Raw genomic sequence first — 22,418 nt, forward strand, 5'->3', positions numbered from 1 at the left:
GTTGATACTGGGTCTTTTCGTGCATCGCAACACCTTATACGAAACAGGTGTTGCACTTCAGATTTGAGGCCGCCCAGTAATTGTTTTGCATATCGTTGCCGCCTTGTTTCACCGCTTCGTAATCCGTGACTCAGTGCTGCAACGCATGCTCTAAGTGAGCATCAAAGATGTAGTTGGGATAATTACGCTGACAGGTCTGGCAGTTGCGCAATCCGTGGTCTAAGTTCGGGCGACCGGTCGAGTACGGGCCGCCCGTTCGCACGCCAGCGCTTTGACGCTTTTCAACAAGTTGATTCAGAAGCGTTTCTATTCTCATTCGAGATTCGAGCGATATATATCCGCAGCGGGGGCCGAAGACATCATGTCATCGAACCGACGCAACAGGTGATTAAATGGCTTCCAAACAAGAGCTTAGAAAATTTCGAGCCAATCTCGCCGACGAACTTCACAGCGCAGCAATCTACGAGACGCTGTCACGCGTTGAACGAGATGACTCTCGCAAGCAGGTCTTCAGCGAGCTCGCTGCGTCGGAGCGTATGCACGCACGGGTGTGGGCTGAAAAGCTGAAAGCCAATGGGAAAAAGGCGCCATCCGGCTTGAATGCCAAGACCTATCTGATGAAAGGCCTCGTTCATTTGCTAGGGCCGCGCTTCGTCCTTCCTTCCCTCGCGGCGGCCGAGTTTGCCGACCGGAACAAGTACGCCGGCAATCCAGATACCGCGCGCATGTCGGAAGATGAGCACGAACATGCGAACGTTGTTCAGGCTATGGCAAACGCCGGAAAGCCCGCCGCATCGCAGGGCGCAGACATAGCTCAGGCAGAATCGTGGCATCGCGGTGTCGCATCCGGCAACGACCTGCGCGCGGCTGTGCTCGGTGCCAACGATGGCCTCGTTTCGAATTTCTGCCTGATTATGGGGGTAGCAGGCGCTGGAACCGGCAACAAGGCAATTCTGCTGACTGCGCTCGCCGGTCTCATTGCCGGAGCGTGCTCGATGGCGCTTGGTGAATGGCTGTCCGTGACCAACGCGCGGGAACTCGCGCAGGCGCAGGTTTCGAAGGAACAGAACGAGCTTGAGCATAGCCCCGAATCGGAAGAGCATGAACTGGCGCTTATCTATAAGGCCAAGGGTCTAAGCGCTGAGGAAGCGAAGCGTGTTGCATCACAACTCATGCAGAACAAGGACAAGGCCTTAGATGCTCTCGTCCGTGAAGAGTTGGGCCTAGACCCAGCCGAGCTTGGCGGAAATCCGTGGTCCGCAGCCGGCGTATCGTTTTGCTTGTTCGCGATTGGCGCAATCTTCCCCGCCATGCCGTTCCTATGGTCAGCGGGGCTACCTGCCATCGTTCAGTGCATTGGCTTCAGCGTGCTAGCACTCGCGGCCATCGGCGTATTCACCTCGCTTTTCAACGGCCGCAGCGCCGGCTTCTCGGCCGTGCGACAGATACTGATTGGCCTTGTCGCGGCTGCATTCACCTTTGGCGTTGGGCGGGCACTCGGGGTGGCAGTATCGTAAGAAATCGGCAATGGAGTTTGAACCCTGGATGACGGTCTGTGGCGCGGGCGGCTGAAGCAGGAGGACGAGGCGACAACGCGCCGCGACCAAGCGAGTAAAATAGGTGTCTGGAGTGGTTATCACCAAGCAAATGGGACACCGGTCGACCAACACCCCGACGGTACTACGAATCGAGTTGTTGCCGCCCCATGCGGTGTTGCTTTTCGCGGATCCGCCTTTCCAAAACGGGCCGTTGCGCGGTTTGCGCGGCGTTTTCCTATCAGACCTGGCGGGAGCGGACTCGCCATTCCCGTCGCCCACCGCTAAAAGCCAGAGCTCGGTCGTCCTCTGCATGAAGCACGAGCGCTCCAAATCGCTCAAAAGCCTGCGACCGACGCCGACGCATCTCGAGGGTTTCCTGATTGCTGTCGACGAAGAACAAAGCGTTCTGGGCTGTGTCGGCGTCCAACGCTTCGGCAATACAGGTCTGCTTCAGTCGTTCGCGTTAGCTTCTCTCACCGCGAAAGCTTCGGCTCCAAATCTGATACTGGAAGTCTCAGCCAATGTAACAGTGTGCGGACCGCGTCTATGTCGCTAGTGTCCCGAGTTAGAAATTCGTAGACAAAATCGTTTGACGCTTGCGAGGATGTCGTCGGCCAATTTGGTCCAGTTGAAAGGTCTCGGATCAGTGTTGTTGATCTGGATGTATTGGCGAATCGCCTGTTCGAGTTGCCGGGTTTTCAAGATGGCGCCAGCCGTATCCACGCCGTCGCTCGTCGCAAGCTGCTTGCGCACCTTGCGGCTCGCCTAGAACTGACAAGGACTGACTTTATTTGCAACTGACGAGAGCGGCTAAATCGATAAGCATTGCTGGCGGTTTATTGCGCGCAGCGACCATTTAGAATCGATACATCACTTGACAGCAGTGCACTGATACCTCCAAGCAACGATCATGTGCAATCGCCCCGGAGACCAAATGGTCGAAGACGAATTGACTCACCTGCTTCAGACTCGTTTTGGGCAAACCGTACGACTCGAAAAGATCGGCGGCACTATCGATCGTACGGCGGTTTACCGCGTGAAGGGAAACGAGAGCGTAGCCAAACTCTTTTTTCACGCCGCGCAGATCAAACATCGCCGGGAAGTGACCGCGTATGAGTTCCTTCGTTCTAGTCGCGTTGCCATACCGCGCCTAGTTGATTCCGGAATGCTTCCGTCGGGTGTTCCCTGGATTCTGATAAGCCAACTGAGCGGCGCACCAATCAGTGAGCTGAGAACGCGCTTTCCGGACGTTGCTCGACAGATGACCGGCGCGATGGCGGGAACGCTCGCGCAGTTGCATCGTCTGCCTGCCGATCGTTCCCCGTTGTTTGTCGGTGAACGCGATCTCGCTGAGCTTCTCGCGGAGCGGCTGACGAAGTATGCGGGTTTTGCCGCCACAGCCGCCGCACTGGACCTGCCAGAGAAGGCGCTCCTGCGTACGGCCCGAGACGCGATGCTGCGACTGCGGCTCGACGAGCGCGGCAACTGGGCTCGAAAAGGCGTATTTGTCCACGGAGACTTCTCGATGCGCAATCTCCTCGCCGATATGAAGCGAGACGGCACCACGATGACCGGATTGATCGACTTTGAACGAGCGAGACTCGGCGATCCGGCCGAGGACTTATGCGCCGCTTTTTTGGGCGAGTTCTACCAAGACGCGCACGGTTGGACACATTTCCTTGACGTCTATCGAAGGCAGTCGCATGCGGACGACGGACTGCACATCCGGTTCCTGTACTTCTTCATCGGCCATGTCGCCGAGATCGCAACTTGGGCACCGGGAAAGGACGACGCATACTACCAAAACGGGTTGCGCGCGTTGGAATCGTTGATGTCGGCGGCTAAACTTTGCTAGGCCGATGCCCCGCTTCGACCCAGGTGTATTCGGCCCGAGTGCCAGGATGCGCGACGCATTGCACGCACAGCGCTTGCTCCTCGGCGTTCCAGGTGCGGTTCGATTTTTAATTGGTTAAGGGCGAACGGCTGAATCGGTTGATCAGCGACGTTTAGACTTTCGCCAACACCAAGCGCGCCAGATGTTGCAAGCCGCAGCGGACAGAATACGTGACTACGCAACGACGTAACGGAAGTAAGGCTCCGACGTTAGGAAAACGAACAAATAACGCTAAGACGGCGTTATGTCAAGTGGCCGATAGCGCCGCCGAAAGCCGATCGCACGACTAGCACTCCGGTCCTCGCTGCGACGGCCTTCTCAGTAGCAAGCGAACGGCCCTACCCGACTCCACTGTGGTCGGTTGATTGTCGCATCTGCTTCGCTGCGGAAGCGCTTTGCTTCGCGAGACATGCAGCCGCGCTCGCTACAATGTGTTCAGGAGCCGAGCCACGCGGGGGGTGCGACGGTCGTTCAACGCAGACTCGGAGTAATGTCTCATAATCGACTATATCCGCTGCAGCACGGTCGCAGCGACAACCTCGAACAAAAAACAGAAAAGCGAAGAAGGGAAAAATGCTTTCATTCACTGACAGCACACGCGAGGGGATCGAATCTCACCTCACCGCGCTCGGTTACGTTCCGAATACTTATTGGGTGGCGCGTGGTTTCTCTGACTGGCACGTCTGCGCGAGGAACACATTGAACGGGGGAAGCTTCATAGTTTACCTAATTAACCCGCAATGGGGGGAGGAGAACGCAGAAGTGTCGTGGTTCCGAGATGCAAAAGCACATAAGTTTGATGCCAGTAGGTGGCCGGAGGACGACAAGCTATTCCGTCGGCTCGCTAGAGCAATCATCAACGATGAAACAATAATAATAGATTGAACCGCTCAAAGCGCTGCGCTGTCGTCTTTTCGTCCCTTCTCGAAAGGCGGCAAGCGTAACGCTGCCCGCGTTCGCCATCCGCCGGGAACCGTATCGATTCAGTTAGAGTCCCGCGCAACGCTGATCTCAAGCGTATCAGCCATGTGATGGACCGCCAAGGTGCCATGGGTAGGGAGGCGTCTGCCCAGCACCACTAGTCTACACGACGGCCTGAACGCGACCTTCCAATTTGGCGCGGAGAGATCGGACAAACGGAGTCAACCCTCTACTTATCCGTAGAATCCAGAGCATCCTGACAGCCTTGCTCCGCGTGATCCCTTGCACGTCGCACGACTGGTGGTTTGCAGTTATTACCCTTCCCTGTTTGAATGAAGTCGTAGCAACGATACCGTTGCTGGACACCACACTACAAGGAGACCATTGTGAAGAAGCAAACTACGGAATCGAAGTCCAACTCGATAACATTCGAATACCCTGTCGTGCCTATCAAGAAGCATCCTCGTTACAACGACACGCGCGCAAGCAAAATCACGTTGGTCACAGACGAGTACGGCTCCCACATCGAAGTAACGACGCATGATCTTTCGTTCGCTTATATCACCGATTGGCTTCGCGAACGGGGCTTGAAGGGACTGACTTGCCTGCACGTCTACTGCAATGGTCAAACGCTCGGCATGCTGTACTTTCGATAACCTGGGAGACAACATGGAACACAACGCAACGTTGAAGGAAATTAAGGATCGTGTCACCCGGTTGGAATCTCGGTTAGTCCAACTGGGGGACCATGTTGGCGCTAACTTGCGGATTCGACTCCAAGTCAATGTCCGCACCGACCAATTTGGAGAACCGTGGGTGGAAGTGGACGCCCTTGATATTTCGTTCGCACGCATCGTCTGCAGTCTTCGCGAACATGGGTATTTCAGGGGCGAAATTCCTAATAGTATTCGACGGGCAACGCATCGGCATGGCGTACCCGGCACGAGCACCGCGTTAGCTCATTCTCATTGCAAATGGACCCTAGCGGGGTAATGCCGTTCAGTTAAGACTGGACGGCATTTTTGTTTTTGAGCGGTAAGAAGTGGTTGTAAACCACGCGCCACGCTGTTAACTTGACGGCGCGATGCTTTCCAGCCACCTGACTTTTCTACTCGAAGCGCAGCGGCCGGCCGATCCAAGCCGGCTAGCCGAGCATTTGCCGTATGAGTGGATCGAGCGGGCGGTCCAGGCCACTGGTGTAGCGAGCATTCGGCGTCGCCGGCTGCCGGCCGAACAGGTGGTATGGCTGGTGATAGCGCTAGCGATGTATCGGCACTGGTCGATCAGCGAGGTCTTGGATAACCTGGATTTGGCGCTGCCTGACCACGCAAGTCCGTTTGTGAGCAAGAGCGCGGTGGCGCAGGCGCGCCAGCGCATCGGCGAGGCGCCGCTCGCATGGCTATTTGAGCGCACGGCGCGCGCCTGGTGCACGCAGGATGTGGGCCACCACGGGTTCAAAGGATTGAGCTTGTGGGCGATGGATGGCACTACGCTGCGTATTGCCGACAGCCCTGCCAACCCGTAGAACGAAGGGAATCTGTCTCCGTTGTGCCGGGAATTCTGTCAACTATGGGCACCCAGCCCGTCAACCCGGGAAATGTTCCAATTGTTCAGGTACTTACCGCCGAAGGAATTGTGTCACCGCTCGCGAGTGCCTACGACGCGGTTCGCATCCGGGAGTCTTTGGATGAGGCAAGGCTCCCGACGCATCCGCACCTTAAGGAATCGGTGAGCCGATACGGGAGCGTTGCGGCGCGTCTCGAGTCCAGGCTCACCTCAAGCAACAATCAAGATAGCGGCGTGTGAACGCACGGCGGTGCTCCGGTTTCATCGGGTGAGCGTTCTCCGGCGTCCAGGTCCCGCCATGACTCACGTAGCAATATGCACAGTGATACCGCGCTTCAAGTAGCTGGACATTCACCCGATATGGTGCTTCACAACCGCAGCGCCAGCACCTTGATTCCAGAACGCGATGATGGGCAGGACACACGCTCTGCCTTTCCAGTTGGTGCACAACGCTGTGATAGCCAAGAGCGAGACAGCGACGACAGTAACGGAACACGTCGCTGTAGCGTCGACTTCCGAGCGGGTCCATCAGTGAAGTCCGCAGCGTATCTGCGGGTAGTCCGAGACTCTCCTGCAGCCGCCCGACGTCCACCAACCCTCGACGCGGAGCAACACCTTCATAAGCGTCGACTTCCAGCCCCATGAGTCGCGCTACAACGACGCCTGACAGCGCGTTGGCAGTCTCGAACTTCCACAGGATCGAGATCAGTGACTCATGTGGATAAATCCAGCCCCTCCTGAATATGTAACCCAGGGCCGGCGTCAGCCGGCTCTCGTCGAGCGTGAGAATCGGGAACGCTGGCTCCCGCAGCAGCCCGTCGCTACGAGGCGGCAACGAGGACGCGTCCGGTTGCATGACGTGACTGGACATAGCCGCAATGCCTTACTGCATGGTCCCACAGGACCTGATCCGGGCAATAGCCCCGTGCGTCGTTCAATTCACTGTCCTTGAGCACTATCTCGACCGCGCGTGCGAAGGATTCCATCGGGATCCCAAGCTTCCCCGGCAGATTGGCCTTGTGGTGCGCCGTCTCGAATGCATTCCACAGAGTATCGGCGTCACTCACCAGTCGATATCCCGCATCAAACGCCTGCGGGACGTAGAAGCGGGTAAAACTCCATTGGCTGCCTTCGGGGTAGGCAGTCTGATCATAGCCGTTCAGGCATGTCGCCACGTCCTGTGCATTACGAATGCCATAAAAGGCCAACTCCTCGACCATCAGACGCGCGACGATCTGCGTCTTGCCCGCGACCTGCATCGCAGTTTTCTGCGCGAGCAACTCCTGCTGGCCAACAAGGAACGTGAACAACTTGATCTGCTGCCGGTCCAGCGCATCATGCACGTCACGCAGCCATTCGTATTCGTTGTCGTCGTAGCGCTGTGCCTCATCGCAAAAGAGCAACACCACCCCACTGCCCCCAATCGATGCCGCCTGACGGATTCTCAGCGTCAAGCGCATCCGCTTTGAAGGATTCGAGCCGGCATTGGGGTCCGGGTCACCAACCGCCTCCAGCAGATTCGCGAAGAACGGCCCTTCGGCATGCCGCGGCTTGTGCTCGCACTGCGCGTGGTAACTTGTCATCCGCGGATAGTTCCGCGCCAGCAGCAGGCGCACATACTCGATTGCCCGGGTTTTGCCAATGCGCGACGGGCCGTAGATAAGCGCCCCCATGATCCGGTAGCGCAGGCATCGGACAACCAGTTCGTAGAACGCCTCGATCGCTGGCGTTGCAATACGGTAGTTCCCCGTCACAAGCGGGTGCAGCGACGGATCGACTGGACGCGGTATCTCAAGCGACATTGATGCCTCCCACGAACACGACGTTAAAAGACCTGACCTGTACCGATTGAAAGCCTTCGAGGACGGGCACGTGTGCCGGGTGACCGGTCTTCAGGCGTTTCCGTCGACCGGATATCGGGCACCGGCCCCAATGACTCAATTGTTTCCGGCTCCGGGCGCGGGACCGTCGGCGCGACTGGCAGATCTCCCGCTTGCGCTGACGTGATCAATCGCATGGTGTGAGCTAGTTCCGTAGCAGCTTTGCGGCTCTTCTTCGCCTGCTCGAACTTCTCCTTCACATACGCCTCAATCGGATTGGTATCGACTACCCCGCGACGACGGCGAATGCGCATTTGCCTGCAGATCTCTCGCCGTAGCTTGAGATTGTGCGGAATCATCCGCCAGAGCCCCTGCACATCGAGTTCACCCAGTTCCGTACCATCAGGGAGAAACGCCCGCACACTGCGCAGATCGTTTGCGTTCAGATAGACGAGTACTTCTTGGCCGATTAGATGCGTGCTCCTTGCCAGGACGCTATTCGTGTAGCGTGCGGTGTAAAGGTTGATATGCGGACGCACCCCCTGATCCAGGTAGGCGCACACACGACACCGCCGTGCAGACTGCATCAGACACAATGAGCGCCGATGGTAGTGCGCAAGCCAGGTCAGCAGCGTCTGCTTACCCCGCACGAAATACTCCATCGCCTCAAGCGGGGTGACGTTGTTCAGGCCGCTGTGTGGCGTGCCGTTGTAGTTCGCAATGGCGAACTCGATCAGCTCATCGAGTTCGTCTATGGACACATACAAGCGCAGGTTACCTCTGGGATTCGCGAGGGCACGCCGCAGGTCCCATGGATTCGAACCCGTGTAACCGGGCAGACGGGCCGACAATCGGCTGGCAATCGTCCCGAAGAACCGCTCGATGTATGGCCGTTCGTCCGGACTGTATTTCGGCCCTGCATCGGCAAGGCAGCCGACGAACTCGCATAGCGCCGTCAACGTTTCGTTGGCCAGGTTCGCCCTTGCGTTATCCAGGCGGATCCACTCCCACGTCGCGTAAGCGAGTTCCGGAAGACGCTGCGATGGGAATCCGTCATGCGGTCCATATGCGAGCCCCGGAATGGAGAACGTGCGTGCACGATGAGGTTCGAGGGCGTTCTCGATCGTCTTGATCACGTCGTAGCGGCTGTATTCCCGGGCCAGCACGAGGTGATACCCGAGGACCGCGCGCGTGCACACGTCGATGATGACCAGCAGCCAGACGCGCTCCATCTCGAATTCGTGCACGAAGCCAAGCGGATCGTGCACGACGATCTTGAGCCGGATATCGAGGCGGTGCCCGTGAAACTCAACCGTCTGGTATGGGCGAGTCGCCGCAAGTGTGCGCGCCCCGCCGTCCCGGGGCGGCAAGCCCTTGAGGTGCGAAGCACCCGCCGAACGCGCCGCGTTGCCGAAGCTGCGCAACAGTTCGTCCTTCAGATGCCGCGAAAGCGAGCGGATTCCACGTTCACCGGTATTGAGCGGATAATCTGTTCCACTGAGCCCAACCGCTCGGCATTGACCCAGGAAGCTCTGATGCAACGCCTCCAAGCCGCGAAGTCGAGTTCGCAACGCCCCATCCGAACTCACCTCCTCGAGCCACACCTTGCGCTGCCTGATCTGCTGGTGCAACCAGTCTGACAGCGTAGGATAGCGCTCCAGAAGCTGTGAGAACGCACCCGCCGCCCCACCCGGCTCAATGTTGTCGGGAACGGCGCACATGCGAACGTAGTCTGTCGAGCGCGCATAGCGAAGGAGAGCACGAAAGCCGAAGAGGCGCCCGTCCGAATGAATTGCCCCAGCCCGTTCGAGCCAGCGGTACAACTGGCGACGATTAATTCCTGTCGAGTGCTCAATCTGTTTGACAGACTCGCCTTGCACATACGCCATCACCGCGTGTACGCGCTTCTCAAACATGTGTCGCGTCGTATCGTCAAACTGCGTATAAGCAACCGTGGGCCACGTGCTCACGTCGATTGCCTGAAGTTGCGCATTACGGCGGCTCATAGTGACATCTCCGCGGAGACAAACGTCGTGAGCAGCGACAGGGGCTGCGAATGAAGCTCCGGCGCGCTCACCCGTCCCTCGCGCAACAGGTTGAACAGACTTGCTCGCACGAGCACGGGATCGCCCGACGACAGCTGACGCTCGATATCAGCGAGCCGTTTTGGCTGACTGAGGAGCCTCGCAATAGCTTCCGACAGCGAGCGCACGAGGAGTGTGCGGTTGGCAATCAGGCACGGCAGCATACTTCGCCAGTTGTCTATCCACACACGTGCGGCGAGCAGTTCGGTCGACTCGACACGCCGGATGGACAATCCCTGCGTATCGAGCGTGCCGCCGGCATTTGAAACCGTATCAAACTCAAACGCTGCCTCACTAAGGATTACTAACTCCTGCCGGTCAGCATAACGCACCCAAAAGTCCGCAAGGATTTGCTGTCCGTCGATGATGACAAACCCGGGTCTTTCGCAAAACGCCTCGACCGTCGGGTTTGCCTCGAGCAGCACCCATTGCTGAAGCGCGACATGTCGATACAGCCTCACCCGTCTTGCCAGCTTCAGACTGAACGCCTCGAAGCGATGCGCGCTGCGTGGCCGGGCGAGCGCGAGCGGCTGCAGGCTTGGCATAGAATTTCCCACAAGATCAAGACCTTAGGGACGGGATTCGAAGTCTAGGAGGTCAGGTGACGATTTTCATTCGGACTTATGCGAATTGACAGAATTCCCTCGCTTGGACATCCAGGAAATGTGTCAACACGCCCGCGCCTAGTCCTGTCGCACTGGGCAACGACGACGCGACGGCGGTGACACTGTTCCTTCGATCTACGGAACGCGCCGAGACGTGCGCGCCGCTTACGCGCGCGGCGCTGCACGCCATCGTCAAGGACGTCTTTGCGGGCGCTGCGTCGCGCCTGCGTGAACGCGACGATGCGCAAAACGCGCGGGCTGATCTGCTCGAAAAAGCGTCCGCGCATTGGCTCAGGCACAGCGCCGGCTCGCACATGGCCGACCAAAAGATTGACCTGCGCATGGTGCGCGACAACCTCGGCCATGCCTCGCTGGCGACGACCAGCATCTATTACCGGCCGTAGATCTTTATGTAGAGTAGCAACGTCAAACGCTTCGTGAGCAAGGCGCCTGGTTTGAACTACTGCACATAAGGTTTCATGATGGGCTCCTGGCGGCCATCGGGATCGCCTTTGTAAGGAGTTCGATCATGGAGAAGTCAACCCAACAAGTTGCAAGCCACCTGCCGTTGCAGCAGTTCGTCGCTGGTGCCGTGGGCGAACTGGAGGGGCTTCACTACAGCCGACGAACGCTCGATCGCTATCGCGCAGTCTGGCGACATTTCGTGGAGTTTTGCCACGACATGAGCCAGGTGGATCAGTACTCCGAAGAACGTGCGAAGCAGTTTTGCGCCGCGAATCAGATGCGTGAGGGTGAATGCCCGAACTCCTGGAAACGGCATATCGTGTTTGCCCTCAAGGTCCTGGAGGACTTCGCACGTGACGGGCACATTGAGCGCCCCGTCACCGACATGCAGAAGCTCCAGGTCCCGGCGCTCATGAGCGCGACATTGCGTAGCTATGAACTGTACTGTCGGGATCGCCGTCATCTTCGCCCATCGAGCATTCGCGTGCGGATGCGGGAGATCGTGATATTCGCGGATTTCCTCGGTTCGAGGAACATCACGTCTTTCGATCAGATACAGCCAGCCGATCTCTGCGCATTCGTGACCTCGCAACATCGCCAGACTGCTAAGTCAGTTTCGCGAATCGTTTCGGATGTGCGTAGTTTTCTGCAGTTTCTTCTGCTGCGAGGAATTCTGCAGCGGGATCTCGGCCATGTATTACCGGTGGTTCATGTTCCCCGCGATGCGACTGTGCCATCGGTCTGGGAGCCGGAACTCCTGGTCAGGTTGCTCGAAGTCGTTGATCGCACCTCGCCCAAAGGCAAACGCGATTACGCGATCCTTCTGCTGGCCGCTCGCCTCGGATTGCGAGTGAGTGACATTCGAACACTATCTATCGACGATCTGAAGTGGGAAACGGCTTCGATAGAGGTTAAGCAGTCGAAGACGCTTGCACCTCTATGTTTGCCATTAACGGAAGAAGTTGGCGAAGCGCTGATTGACTATCTGAGATCGGGGCGTCCTCAGTCGGATCGTCGAGAAGTGTTCCTCACATTGAATGTGCCGTTCCGACCTTTCTGTGAGACTGCTAACCTGTATCACATCGTCGAGTATTGGAAGGCCCTCGCCGGAATTCATTTTCGGGCTCCACAACGCCATGGTTTGCACTCGCTACGCCACACACTCGCGACACGGCTGCTCCATGAACAGACGCCGTTTCAAGTCATCGGCGACATCCTGGGGCATGCGACGACGACGTCGACGTTGATCTACGCGAAGGCCGACGTGGAAACCCTGCGCACTGCCGCGCTGAACACCGAAGAGGTGCGCCATGTCGAGTAGATCATTCAACGCGCAGTTCCGAAGTCCTGTCGGCTCACTCATGGAACAGTTTGTTCAGGAGAAGCGGGCGTGTGGTTACCGCTATGATGAGGCCGCTCGCTTGCTGGCTCGCTTTGATCGCTTCCTGAGCGATGAAGCACTATCGGAATGCGAGCTGCCGCGCTCCATCAGCCGCAAGTGGCTTTCCAAACAACCCCACGAGCGCAGGGGCACCCACTATCATCGTATCTGCGCGGTTCGCCAATTCGCCCTGTTCATGTGCCGGTTGGGATATCCTGCCGATGTGCCGGACCGATCGCTGCTGGTAAGGTACGACGACGGTTTCTCACCACGCATTCTGACCCACGCCGAGATCAGCCGGTTGTTCGACGCGGTCGACCAGCTGACACCGACTGCACGTGCTCCAATGCGGCATCTCGTCATGCCGGAAGTATTCCGGCTACTGTATGGCTGCGGCCTGCGACTTGGCGAGGTGCTGCATCTGCGCGTGGCCGATGTGGACCTCGAACGGGGGATCCTGACGGTGCGCGATGGCAAATTTTCGAAGGACAGGCTCGTCCCACCAGCGTTGCCGCTGGTACAGCGCCTTCGAACCTACGCACAAGTCATGGGCGATCGCCCGTCCGATGCCTACTTCTTCTCCTCTCCATCCGGCGGCCCGTACAGCCTCTCAGCTGTGTATTGGGTATTCCGGGACCTGCTGCTGCGCTGTGGAATCGCGCATGCCGGTCGAGGCAAGGGACCGCGCGTACACGATCTTCGTCACGCCTATGCCGTGCATGCGTTGCTTCGGTGGTGCCAGGAGGGAGCTGACCTCAATGCGAAGCTCCCGGTACTGGCGACCTACATGGGACATCAATCTCTTGCCGGAACGCAGACCTACCTGCATCTGATTGCCGAACTGTTTCCGGAGATCACGGCACGTACTAGCGCCGCCTTTGGGGATGTCATCCCGCGGAGGAATAAGTCATGAAACCAACGGATTTCTCAATGCTCGTGACCGGCTTCCTGACGCACCATCTGACTGCCCAGCGCAACCTGAGCCCCAACACGATCAAGGCTTATCGCGACGTCTTTACCCTGCTGCTGCGATTCTGTCGCGACGTGCGGGGAATCGCACTGGAGCGTCTGTCTCTGGCGCAAATCGACGTATCCCTGGTCGAGGCATTCCTTGATCACCTGACCAACGACCGGCACGTTTCGGTCAGCACGCAGAATCATCGCCTCGCTGCGTTGCACGCGTTCTTCCGCTACGTACAGTCGGAAGTACCCGAGCAACTGTTGCAATGCCAGCAGGTCCTCGCCATTCCGCTGCGGCGACAGCCGCGCCCCAGCGTCGGTTACCTCTCCAGGGAATACCTTGCACAGCTTCTCGCTCAACCGGACCTACGTACGACTGAGGGCCGCCGGGACGCAGTGATGTTGAGCGTACTCTATGACACCGGTGCCCGGGTGCAGGAGTTGATTGACCTGAACGCCGGGGACGTGCGCCTGGATACTCCATCGCAGGTGCGGCTCATGGGAAAGGGGCGAAAGCTACGCGCCGTGCCGCTGATGGACTCGACAGTCGAACTGATACGCCAGCATCGACGCGACAACAACCTCGATCGCCCTGAACACGCCGACAAACCACTCTTCCAGAACCGGCGCGGCACACGGTTATCGCGCTCGGGTGTGCGGTATCTCCTGCAGAAGTATGTGATTCCTGTACGACGAAGTCACCCCGACTTCACGCAGCGGGTAAGTCCGCACAGTCTGAGACACACAAAGGGAATGCACCTGCTGCAAAGTGGCGTGCCGCTCGAGATCATCCGCGACTTCCTCGGTCACGTCGATGTGAAGACAACCGAGATCTATGCTCGTGCAAATCTTGAGATGAAGCGCAAGGCTCTCGAGAAAGCCACCGACGGTACGTCGCTTCCAAAGATGCCGTCCTGGCAGCAGAACAAAACGCTGCTCGAGTGGCTGCATTCGCTGTAAGACTGCGGAGGTTGCGCACGCCGATTCTTGCCTGCGGGCCTCCCCATCCTGCCCAGCTTTTATGTAGAGTTTCTACGACCGGAGACCTTTGCTATCGGGGGCTGGATTCGACACTGCACATAAAAACTTTCGGCCGGTAATAGATGAAATGTGCTGCAGCACATTTCCTCTATTTGCACGTCGACGACGATCGGCGGCATCAGGAGACCGAAGAAAAGCACCGGGTAGACTGGTGAAACTTCGCTAGGTCGCCTAACGCGTCCCGATGAGCGCACCGCCGATTCCGTCCGTCAACCGTAACTCTGCTCATGAAAGTCCTCGTACCCGAACCCCAGATCTCAACAGACAAACAGGCCCTGAGCTTCGTGATTGATTGGCGCGGAGAAAGCGTGACGTGCGTCGTGACGCGCAGGTGCTTGGAAGTCTTTTTCTGGCTCCCGCTCAATGCGGACGATAGCCGAGTGGTGAGCGTGTTCAGGGACGGGTTCGCTCGGATGGAAGCGGTCGCCCTACGCAAGCTGCGGGCGCGGCCAACGCGTCACGTTCGCCTGACCGAGGCTGATTTTTCAAGTAGTTGACCGTCTAGTCTCCTTTTTTGTAGACAGGCGCCGAAATTGGCGAGCGTCGTTGCGATGCAAGGGGTGTGCAAACATAGACGATTAGTTGCATCCGCTGGCAGGCGAAACTGCGCCTGTCCGACCACGGCAAGTCCGCCTAGCGTCAGCGGCAATGCACACTTTCGACCCGCAGTCGACGCTCGAGGAAGCAGTACCTCGATGGCGGGCTCTCAAGTTGATAACGGCCTGTCGTAGAATTGCCCGTGCGCCTTTCCGCTCGTCCATGAGTTTGCCGTTGCATTGCGCTACCATGGCCTCGATACGCTTTGTCAAATTACAGTCGGCAGGATCCCGAAAGAGTTTTGGCCACGCCGCCATCACACGCAGGACACCGGAATTCACGGGAGTATCACGCGCATGTTGCGTGCAGCCTGAACAGACCGGCTGGTCGTCGTTCGAGCAACGCAATCTGCCAGCCCCGCCATTTTTCTTGCAATACCGAGCAGGCGTTACGCATCGATTTCCACCAGTATCGCCGAGCGACCAGAATCCCCCGACGCCGGAGGCTGGCATCACCCAGTAGTCGCGGGTCATCTGGTCATCTTGTGTGGAATTCCCTGGCCAGTTGCTCAGTCGCGGGAGCGGGTCCAATTCCCAAGGTGACAGACAGGATCTGTTTCAGACGCCGGTAAACCGCTAAGGCCTCTGCCCGCTCCTCTCGAGCCCGGTAACACCGCATGAGCCCCCGGTAAAGGTCTTCAGCCAGTTCCTCAGCTTCGATACCGCGGCGGTACAGCATGATAGCCTCGTCGACCTGGCCTTCCTCTTCGTACTGCCGCGCCAGACTCGACAGACCGGCAACGAACCTGGACCGTAATCGCTCGCGCAGCGAGACCGTCCAGGGCTCGCCCGCATCGTCGGGAAGGAAGCTACCGCGGTAGTAGTCCATCGCGCGTCGCAGAGAATCTTCCTTGCGCGCACAGTCCGCCGCAGCAGCGTCGCCGAGAGTCTGTTCGAACGCGACGGCATCGATCCACACGCGCTCACGATTCAGGCTAACGCGTCCACCAGCTTGCCGGACCGAGTCCGCATCGCCGAGGAGCTTCCGCAACCGGGTGAGTGCTACACTAAACGAATTGTGAGCGCTGTCGCCGGTTTCCTCGGACCACAGCGCGTCGGTTAGCTTCAGTTCAGGGACATCCGTTCCACCAAAGGCGATCAAAGCCTTGAGCAGTTGCAGCGGCTTCTTCGGCGCCTTGCGCGCGAAAGCCAATGGAGTGTCATCCACCAGTACCTCGAAGCGGCCTAATGTATGCAACCTGAGCGGCCACGGCCAGTTCGTTGCCTTCGGTGACGGCGCGCGCACCTTGTTGCGTCGGATCAGATTCCGGACGTAGTCGGTCTCGATACCGGCCTCGAGCGCAGCAGCAAACAGGCGTGGAATGTGGCGGCCACCCGGTCCTCGCATGCCCAGCCAATCGCCGGTCAATCTGAGCTGCTCGACTGCGCACCTAAATTTCTCCTCCCAGAACCCACGATTGCCTTGCAGCAATGCCACATAGCTTTCCGCGAATGCAATGGTGCTCTCCCAGCGATCCTGCATTCCTGTCGTCTGCACGATCATCCGCAAATCCTGCAGCGGTTTCGCCGCCTCCGAAAATCGGCCAGCCTCACTAAGGTGAACCGCCAGTCTCAGATATGCGTGGCGGATGAATAACTGCGCTCCCGCTTTCGCGGCGAGTCCAACCCGCTCTTCGTCAAGTCGGATTGCGCTGGCCCAATCGCCGCGCGCTTCGGCTAGACGCCCCTTTAAATATGTGTCATGCAGTAAATCGGGGAGCCTGTTTGGTTCGGCAAACCGTTCTCCCCTTGCCAGATATGCCTCAGCGGTGGAAAGTTCACCTCGTTCTATGGCAAGGTGCGCTAGCCCAAATAGCGGGCGTGCATGCAGCATCGGCAAGGCGATCGCGTTTGACGCGCAGATCTCGAGGCAGGTCGAGAACGCAACCTGTGCCGCAGAGTTCTCTGTGTCCCACGGAACGTGAAAACCAAGGGTAAGGTACCAAAGAGCTTTGTTGAGCGGAGTCAGTTCGGCTGTGTTGAGCAATAGTTGAATACGGTCGATGACACGCTTCCGGTCCGCATGTCGGCGCAAATGAAAGAAAAACGAGAGCAGGGGCACCGCTGCCGCTACCTTGTCGTTGACGGGTATGTCATCACTGGCCAGCAGTTCTTCTGCTCTATGGACGCGGGATTCAAGCAGTCCCAGGTCTGGGCGCCGGTAAGTTGCAGCAAAGACAAGCGCGGCGTTGACCCGCAGCTCCATCACTGAAGACGGAAATTGGAAAACTGACTGCAACAGGCAATCAAGGGCAGCAATCCAGCGATCGAGCGGCGTAAAGTTTGCATATTCGTACATATACGTGAATATGGTCTCCGCGCAGGCGAGAATCTGACCGAGCCTGTCCTTGTTCTGCCCCATCTGGTCGAACGCCAGTTCGAGCGGGATGCGCGCGTCCGCAGGAGCAGACGAAACATGCGAAACGCCGAACCAATAGGTGAGCCACGGTGTCTGATCAACAATCGCCTTCGGCAGTGCACCGATCCATTCGCGTAGCGTCTCGCCGCGCCCCTGCCGGAGCAGCACTTCAGCATTTCCCAGTATCAGACGGGTCGCCCCGTCCCAGTCTTCGGCGGCGCGGTAGAGTGCCACCGCATCGTCGATCTCACCCGTCTCCTCAAGCAGGCCACCCGCACGTTGACGCAGTTCGTTGATCGCCGCGGGAGTATAGAATTCGTCCAGCTGGGCGAGCAGAAATGCACGAAACAGATCGTGATACTGATAACTGTAAGGTTTGGATCCGCGCCTGTCGGTAAATAACTGACGGCGGTAGAGATGGTCAAGCAATTCACCAGCACGCGAACTGGCTCCCATTTTCTGCGCGATCGCTACGGTCATGCGAGGCAGCAGGGCAGTCCGCACCAGGAATTCGCGCGTTTCCGGGGCCGACGTCCTGAAGATCTGACCCGAGAAATAGCTGAAAATCGCTTCTTGAGCCTCCATCTCGATGTGCACCGTCTGAAGACCGGTTCGTCTGGCGCGCTCCAGCGACAGTGTCCAGCCGGCTGCCCACCCCCCGGACATCTGATACAGCGAGCGGAGAGTTTTTTCGTCTACATCGAGGCGCAGTGCGGCTATCGCTCGCGCTTCCTCCAGTGTGAGGCGTAGGTCGTCCCATTCCAGGCATGTCAGTCGCTCTGCCGAGACCAGCTCTACACATTCGACGGGGGGATTCTCCCGGCTTATCACGATGACGTTTACATCTTCTGGCACTTCCCGCAAAGCCTGCTCCAACATTCCGTGGAATGCTGAATCGCAGGGCAACTGATGATAATTGTCGAGCGTAAGTACCGTAGGGGCCTTCAGTCGACTGTAATATTCACGAAAGAAATGCCGCGTATATCCAGGGATATCCGCCAGGTACTCCGGCGTGAGTAGCGGCAGCGGGGCCTGGCGCTTACCCCTTCGGCTTTCGACCGTGTGCCTCAGATAGTAAAAGAAAGTCGAGATGTCGTTGTCGCCGGCGTCGATCTGATACCAGGTGCCCGCGAGTTTGCTCGCGTCCAAATAGCTTGCCACCAGCGTCGTCTTGCCCGCTCCGGGCGGCCCCGTCACCCAGATCACCGGGTAGCGACTGCGCGCGGAATCAAGCTGTGCGAACAGCCGCTCCCGCAGCAACACTTCGTGCAGCTTTGGACGCGTGAGTTTTGCCAGGCTCGCCATCTGACGCCCTCTTTTCCAGTATCCCGCACCTGCCAGCCTGTTTGGATAATCCGATCTCGGGAAACATTGGTCAAGGGCGCAGCTTCGCCTAGCCCTGACCGAATCACTGCGGAGTGGTCAGCACGTCGGATCCTGCTCTACCGGACCGTCCATTGGAGAACTTTCCGCAGAATCCGGGTTCATTCCCAACATCGGCAACCGTAGCTCCTTCGTTGCGAACCGCCTTCATCACCCCGTTTGCCCACCCGGTCGCCCTGCGAGCCGCGAGCATCCGAAGAACGTCACTCCATCGTTCAGCCTGATCGTTTGCAGACTGTCTTTGCGCCTATCGGTAGTCAATCGGTAATCGGTCGAGTGCTTGATTGATCTACAAACTGCACCGGTCTCACTCTGCACTTCGGAATTCGGCGAAACCCGGGAGCTGCCCGTTGCTCGCCGAATTCCGGCGTATCGGGGCAGTTTCCCTGCGAGTCGGACAATTTCTGCAATCCGTAATCGAACCGTTGTCTGCCACTTGCTATGTTGCACTCACGGCATCAAAAAACCGATTCGAATCGCAAAGGGCGCGTTCACCGTTGGTCACTACAGCGATCCGGCATAGCCTGGGCCGTCGAATCTAGATGGAGCACTCTCATGAAAACGATCGAGCGGGCGTGTTGTCGAGGGGAGGTCTTAGCTCTGAATGTGAAGCGCGGAAGCGCGCTCGTGGCGAAGGACGGTGTTCTACGCATGGAGTACCGGGACCAGTCCCTGGACTGGTTGCTGGACGCCGCGCTCTACCGATACGTCAAGCTTGACGACGGCGCCCAGCATGTCTTTCCGTGCGACGCTTTCGTCAAGGTTCAGTCCGACGGAGCACACACAGTGATTTGCGTCATCATGCATCCTCGGCCAGTGATATCGCGCGTTCTGTCAAGGCTGAACGTGGTCCGAGCATGGCGCCGAATGCCCTCAAGAGTTGCGTCGTGATTCCGGCGCCAGCTCCTATGCGTCTGCCAGCAAGAGCCAATTGTCGTACCGATCGTCGACGATCAGGTGCCGGTGCCCAATAGCGCCATTTTCCTTCCACCTGTGCTTCCGACAGCGCGGCGCACTGATTTCCACGCCATCCGAGGGGATTTTCTGAGTATCGCACTGACTCATGCGAGAACGCCTGAAGAAAGCGAGGTAACCGTGACTTTCCATTATTGGTTGTCGTTCGCCGCGGCATGGCTCGTCGCAACGCTTTCGCCGGGCCCCAACGTGTTGCTCGTCGTGCGCAATGCGCTACGCCATGGACGCGGCGCCATCGCCATAACGGTCGCAGGTAACCTTTGCGCGCAACTCATCACAACGGGAATCGTAGCGCTAGGCATCGGGGAATTGATGGTCGCACATTCCGCATTATTTCTGGCTATCAAAAGCGCAGGGGCGGCGGGTCTGATTCTGGTGGGCGTGCGGCAGATATTCAGTCGAGCGAGCCGCAGCAATGTGCCAGACGTAGAGCCCCTGCCATTCGGCGGAGCGGCACGAATCTTCAGGGACGCCTTCGTTGTGTCGGCCACAAACCCGAGCGCATTGATCGCCCTGATCGCTGCAATGCCGCAGTTCATACAACACGACGAATCCATCTTCAATCAGGTTGTCGTGATGTACCTGACCGTTGCAGTAACGATTGCAGTGATCCATACGGCATACGCGCTCGTCGCATGCGGTGTGCGAAATCATTTCTTGGCTTTCCGCAGTGCGGACCGGATCAAGCGCTGCTCAGGTGCAGTCTTCATCATGCTCGGCATCCGCATGCTGGTTCCCGAATAAACCGTGGGGACTTGTGCGAAGGTGCCAGTCCTCGCCTGGGGTAAAGATCGGCCGCCCGATGTCCCACGAGTTAGCCGAGGCAGACCTCCGGCTCGACGTCTACACGACATTGGATGGCGACTTCATCCGGCCGATTGAACGGACAGTCGTCGGAGCGAGCGCTCACGATGACTCAAATGCATGAAAACGCCACGCAGTGCACGTCGCCACGTCACCGCCGAATGTCCCTGTCCGACGCAGCTTCAAGGGCAGGTACTGAGCTTAAGCGTCATCCGGGCCGACTACGCTGATCGGCTCGTACCGTGCTTCAGCGTCGCGCGTGCCAATCGATCGTGCAGGAATCACTTCAGCCGACGCAGGATTACTTCGGCCGTGCCGCCGCCCGAGGCCGGCGTCGTCCACGTGAGTTGTTCCACGTTCACAGTAAATGGCCGCTTCTGCTCGACACCGTTCCAGTTGGGAAATGAACTGGCGGTGACATGGAACGTGATTGTTTTGTCAATCTCGTTCACGGTATAGGTGCCGAAGTGAGCGATCATGCCTTGCACAACGGTTCTATTTTCTTCCGCCGTGCCCTCTAATCGATTAGAGGACGTGAACTTTGGAATATTTGGGCGAGAGGTCATCAGGATGTAGTGACCGCCCTCGTCGAAGACAGCGAGGCCCTGCGGGCTAGTTCCGTACATGGGTTGCCGAGAACCGTCGGGGCGCACAGTATCGACCGATACGTATGCCCACGTTCCGACGACCTGCTCCTTCAGCGTATCGGGGTGGACGGCAGCGAGCGTGCACGAAATCAGCGTGCCCGACGACAAGACGATAGTCAAACTTCTAAAAAGGCTCGCCTGTTTCATCGCTTCTCCATCTCAGGAAACTGAGGCACAGTTCGCAGCATACGACTATCTACTTGGCGAGCAAGTCTGGACTGTTACGGTGCAATATACGCCAGAGCAAAAACTCATGTTCTTGGATTTTTGCTCGCTGCGATCGGTCCAGCCATTCTGAACGTTGGAAGCCAGTATTTACATAGCTTCTTCAGAGTTGCCACTGTCGTCGACCAGGCGGGCTCAACGCCCTCGTCACACGCATTCGTTTATAGTTGCACCGATGCTGAAGTCTCCCCGAAGCATCAGAGGCGCTCATTCATGGAGGGGCGTTCCATGCACAAGAGAATAGTCGCTGTCTCGTTAATATTGATCATGCAGTTCCTGTCCACGCTTGCCCAGGCCGATGCAAATCTGTTACTCGGAACATGGCGCCTGAAGTCGTTTGTGCGCGAAGTTACGGCCACTGGCGAGCGGTATGACCAACTCGGTGATCATCCTGACGGCTATCTCACCTACTCGTCAGATGGCCGGATGATCGCGTTCTTTGTGTCAGGCAATCAGCCACGACCGCGGAATGAGCCCTCCGACGAGGAGCGAATCACACTCCATAAATCGATGCTCGCTTATGGCGGGACGTATCGCGTGTTGCCCGACAGGATCGTGCATCACATCGACATCGAATGGGATGGCAGGCGCGTCGGAACCGATCAGGTGCGGTTTTACGCCATCGATGGCGACAAACTTTCGATTAAGACCGAACCAAACAAGAGTCCCGTGGACGGACGAGAAGGTGTAGGCATCTTGACGTTCGAAAGAGTGAAAGGTTCGCCGCCGCAATGAGGACACTGAACGCGGCTTGCCCAGCGAGGTCAGTACGTGCTTCGTTTCCCGTTCGTGTCGGTGACCCCGGGCAAAATGAATCTGCCTCGTGGCAGAGCACTGACTTATCCAAAGGACACCGGCTGCCCGATACTCGCACGGCCGCGACCGACGCGACCCACTTTGGACTCTCGGCCGGCGAGACGATAACGGCCGCTTCCAAGATTAATCGGTCATCCGTACCTTTCGTCCGCCGTGCGGCACCGGGCCGACCGGCGAGCAAGCTTCCACGCACGGTGAACAGGCATTTTCGACGCGCCTCCGCCGTTCGGCTAGCGGCTCGAATACCGCAAGTATTACCAGGGCGGTTTCAAGCCGAGGTGCAACAGGGGGGTTAATGTTTAGCGCCTTGAGGTTGGCTTGCTGAGGCGAGCGTGGCG

14 protein-coding genes and 3 pseudogenes are annotated in these 22,418 nt (G+C 58.1%); 11 read left to right on the forward strand and 6 right to left on the reverse strand.

Going from position 1 to position 22,418, the window contains the following annotated elements; translation table 11 throughout:
• Positions 1 to 392: 392 nt before the first annotated feature.
• Positions 393 to 1,517 carry a VIT1/CCC1 transporter family protein gene (locus AWB82_RS33395; RefSeq protein ID WP_086973568.1) on the forward strand — a complete coding sequence of 375 codons (1,125 nt, stop codon included), beginning with the start codon at positions 393 to 395 and terminating at the stop codon, positions 1,515 to 1,517.
• 112 nt (positions 1,518 to 1,629) lie between these two features.
• Complete coding sequence (locus tag AWB82_RS37445; protein WP_143756957.1) at positions 1,630 to 2,094, forward strand: hypothetical protein; 465 nt, start codon at positions 1,630 to 1,632, stop codon at positions 2,092 to 2,094.
• Here AWB82_RS37445 and AWB82_RS38665 read toward each other — a convergent pair.
• Positions 2,091 to 2,234 (reverse strand): annotated as a pseudogene (locus AWB82_RS38665) (IS630 family transposase); the annotation flags it as partial. The gene AWB82_RS37445 and the pseudogene AWB82_RS38665 overlap by 4 nt on opposite strands.
• A 238-nt stretch (positions 2,235 to 2,472) precedes the next feature.
• On the opposite strand from AWB82_RS38665, the gene AWB82_RS33405 reads away from it, so the two are divergent.
• Positions 2,473 to 3,393, forward strand: coding sequence for a phosphotransferase family protein (locus AWB82_RS33405; RefSeq protein ID WP_159462651.1), 921 nt, complete (start codon positions 2,473 to 2,475; stop codon positions 3,391 to 3,393).
• A 2,044-nt stretch (positions 3,394 to 5,437) separates the two neighbouring features.
• Positions 5,438 to 5,872 (forward strand): annotated as a pseudogene (locus AWB82_RS33420) (transposase domain-containing protein); the annotation flags it as partial.
• Between the two features lie 868 nt (positions 5,873 to 6,740).
• On the opposite strand, the gene AWB82_RS33430 reads toward AWB82_RS33420, so the two are convergent.
• Genes AWB82_RS33430 through AWB82_RS33440 form a run of 3 tightly spaced genes read right to left on the reverse strand, consistent with a single transcriptional unit; the run spans position 6,741 to position 10,368 of the window.
• Complete coding sequence (locus AWB82_RS33430; RefSeq protein WP_086973574.1) at positions 6,741 to 7,721, reverse strand: ATP-binding protein; 981 nt, start codon at positions 7,719 to 7,721, stop codon at positions 6,741 to 6,743.
• Between the two features lie 23 nt (positions 7,722 to 7,744).
• On the reverse strand, positions 7,745 to 9,745 hold the full coding sequence (locus AWB82_RS33435) for a helix-turn-helix domain-containing protein (RefSeq protein ID WP_086973575.1): 2,001 nt from the start codon (positions 9,743 to 9,745) through the stop codon (positions 7,745 to 7,747).
• Complete coding sequence (locus tag AWB82_RS33440) at positions 9,742 to 10,368, reverse strand: hypothetical protein (protein ID WP_235023540.1); 627 nt, start codon at positions 10,366 to 10,368, stop codon at positions 9,742 to 9,744. Before AWB82_RS33440 ends, AWB82_RS33435 begins: the two co-directional genes overlap by 4 nt.
• 215 nt (positions 10,369 to 10,583) lie before the next feature.
• On the opposite strand from AWB82_RS33440, the pseudogene AWB82_RS33445 reads away from it, so the two are divergent.
• The 5 genes and pseudogenes from AWB82_RS33445 to AWB82_RS33465 form a co-directional block, all read left to right on the forward strand.
• Positions 10,584 to 10,832 (forward strand): annotated as a pseudogene (locus AWB82_RS33445) (tyrosine-type recombinase/integrase); the annotation flags it as partial.
• 125 nt (positions 10,833 to 10,957) lie between these two features.
• On the forward strand, positions 10,958 to 12,214 hold the full coding sequence (locus AWB82_RS33450) for a tyrosine-type recombinase/integrase (RefSeq protein WP_086973577.1): 1,257 nt from the start codon (positions 10,958 to 10,960) through the stop codon (positions 12,212 to 12,214).
• Between the two features lie 40 nt (positions 12,215 to 12,254).
• On the forward strand, positions 12,255 to 13,187 hold the full coding sequence (locus AWB82_RS33455) for a tyrosine-type recombinase/integrase (RefSeq protein WP_235023541.1): 933 nt from the start codon (positions 12,255 to 12,257) through the stop codon (positions 13,185 to 13,187).
• Complete coding sequence (locus AWB82_RS33460; protein WP_086973579.1) at positions 13,184 to 14,194, forward strand: site-specific integrase; 1,011 nt, start codon at positions 13,184 to 13,186, stop codon at positions 14,192 to 14,194. The genes AWB82_RS33455 and AWB82_RS33460 overlap by 4 nt, the downstream gene beginning before the upstream one ends.
• Before the next feature lie 308 nt (positions 14,195 to 14,502).
• Complete coding sequence (locus AWB82_RS33465) at positions 14,503 to 14,772, forward strand: DUF1488 family protein (RefSeq protein ID WP_086973580.1); 270 nt, start codon at positions 14,503 to 14,505, stop codon at positions 14,770 to 14,772.
• A gap of 577 nt (positions 14,773 to 15,349) precedes the next feature.
• Here the strand turns inward: AWB82_RS33465 and AWB82_RS33470 are convergent.
• Positions 15,350 to 18,535 (reverse strand): BTAD domain-containing putative transcriptional regulator, encoded by a 3,186-nt coding sequence (locus AWB82_RS33470; protein ID WP_086973581.1) that lies wholly within the window; start codon positions 18,533 to 18,535, stop codon positions 15,350 to 15,352.
• Between the two features lie 1,173 nt (positions 18,536 to 19,708).
• Here AWB82_RS33470 and AWB82_RS33480 point away from each other — a divergent pair.
• A complete protein-coding gene (locus tag AWB82_RS33480) occupies positions 19,709 to 20,332 on the forward strand; it encodes a LysE family translocator (RefSeq protein WP_159462652.1) in 624 nt (207 codons plus the stop codon).
• A 341-nt stretch (positions 20,333 to 20,673) separates the two neighbouring features.
• Here AWB82_RS33480 and AWB82_RS33485 read toward each other — a convergent pair whose 3' ends face one another.
• Positions 20,674 to 21,186, reverse strand: coding sequence for a lipocalin-like domain-containing protein (locus AWB82_RS33485; RefSeq protein WP_086973584.1), 513 nt, complete (start codon positions 21,184 to 21,186; stop codon positions 20,674 to 20,676).
• 306 nt (positions 21,187 to 21,492) lie between these two features.
• Here AWB82_RS33485 and AWB82_RS33490 point away from each other — a divergent pair, with 306 nt between their 5' ends.
• Positions 21,493 to 21,999, forward strand: coding sequence for a lipocalin-like domain-containing protein (locus AWB82_RS33490; RefSeq protein ID WP_159462653.1), 507 nt, complete (start codon positions 21,493 to 21,495; stop codon positions 21,997 to 21,999).
• Positions 22,000 to 22,418: the final 419 nt, after the last annotated feature.

It is taken from the genome of Caballeronia glebae, assembly GCF_001545035.1.
Lineage (GTDB): Bacteria > Pseudomonadota > Gammaproteobacteria > Burkholderiales > Burkholderiaceae > Caballeronia > Caballeronia glebae.

Excerpts from the sequence above, each read along its gene's own strand:
- AWB82_RS33470 (WP_086973581.1), bottom strand. The coding sequence starts at position 18,535 with ATGGCGAGCCTGGCAAAACTCACGCGTCCAAAGCTGCACGAAGTGTTG.
- AWB82_RS33435 (WP_086973575.1), bottom strand. The coding sequence starts at position 9,745 with ATGAGCCGCCGTAATGCGCAACTTCAGGCAATCGACGTGAGCACGTGG.
- AWB82_RS33395 (WP_086973568.1), top strand. The coding sequence starts at position 393 with ATGGCTTCCAAACAAGAGCTTAGAAAATTTCGAGCCAATCTCGCCGAC.
- AWB82_RS33485 (WP_086973584.1), bottom strand. The coding sequence starts at position 21,186 with ATGAAACAGGCGAGCCTTTTTAGAAGTTTGACTATCGTCTTGTCGTCG.
- AWB82_RS33430 (WP_086973574.1), bottom strand. The coding sequence starts at position 7,721 with ATGTCGCTTGAGATACCGCGTCCAGTCGATCCGTCGCTGCACCCGCTT.
- AWB82_RS33455 (WP_235023541.1), top strand. The coding sequence starts at position 12,255 with ATGGAACAGTTTGTTCAGGAGAAGCGGGCGTGTGGTTACCGCTATGAT.
- AWB82_RS33460 (WP_086973579.1), top strand. The coding sequence starts at position 13,184 with ATGAAACCAACGGATTTCTCAATGCTCGTGACCGGCTTCCTGACGCAC.
- AWB82_RS33465 (WP_086973580.1), top strand. The coding sequence starts at position 14,503 with ATGAAAGTCCTCGTACCCGAACCCCAGATCTCAACAGACAAACAGGCC.
- AWB82_RS33490 (WP_159462653.1), top strand. The coding sequence starts at position 21,493 with ATGCACAAGAGAATAGTCGCTGTCTCGTTAATATTGATCATGCAGTTC.
- AWB82_RS33450 (WP_086973577.1), top strand. The coding sequence starts at position 10,958 with ATGGAGAAGTCAACCCAACAAGTTGCAAGCCACCTGCCGTTGCAGCAG.
- AWB82_RS33405 (WP_159462651.1), top strand. The coding sequence starts at position 2,473 with ATGGTCGAAGACGAATTGACTCACCTGCTTCAGACTCGTTTTGGGCAA.
- AWB82_RS33440 (WP_235023540.1), bottom strand. The coding sequence starts at position 10,368 with ATGCCAAGCCTGCAGCCGCTCGCGCTCGCCCGGCCACGCAGCGCGCAT.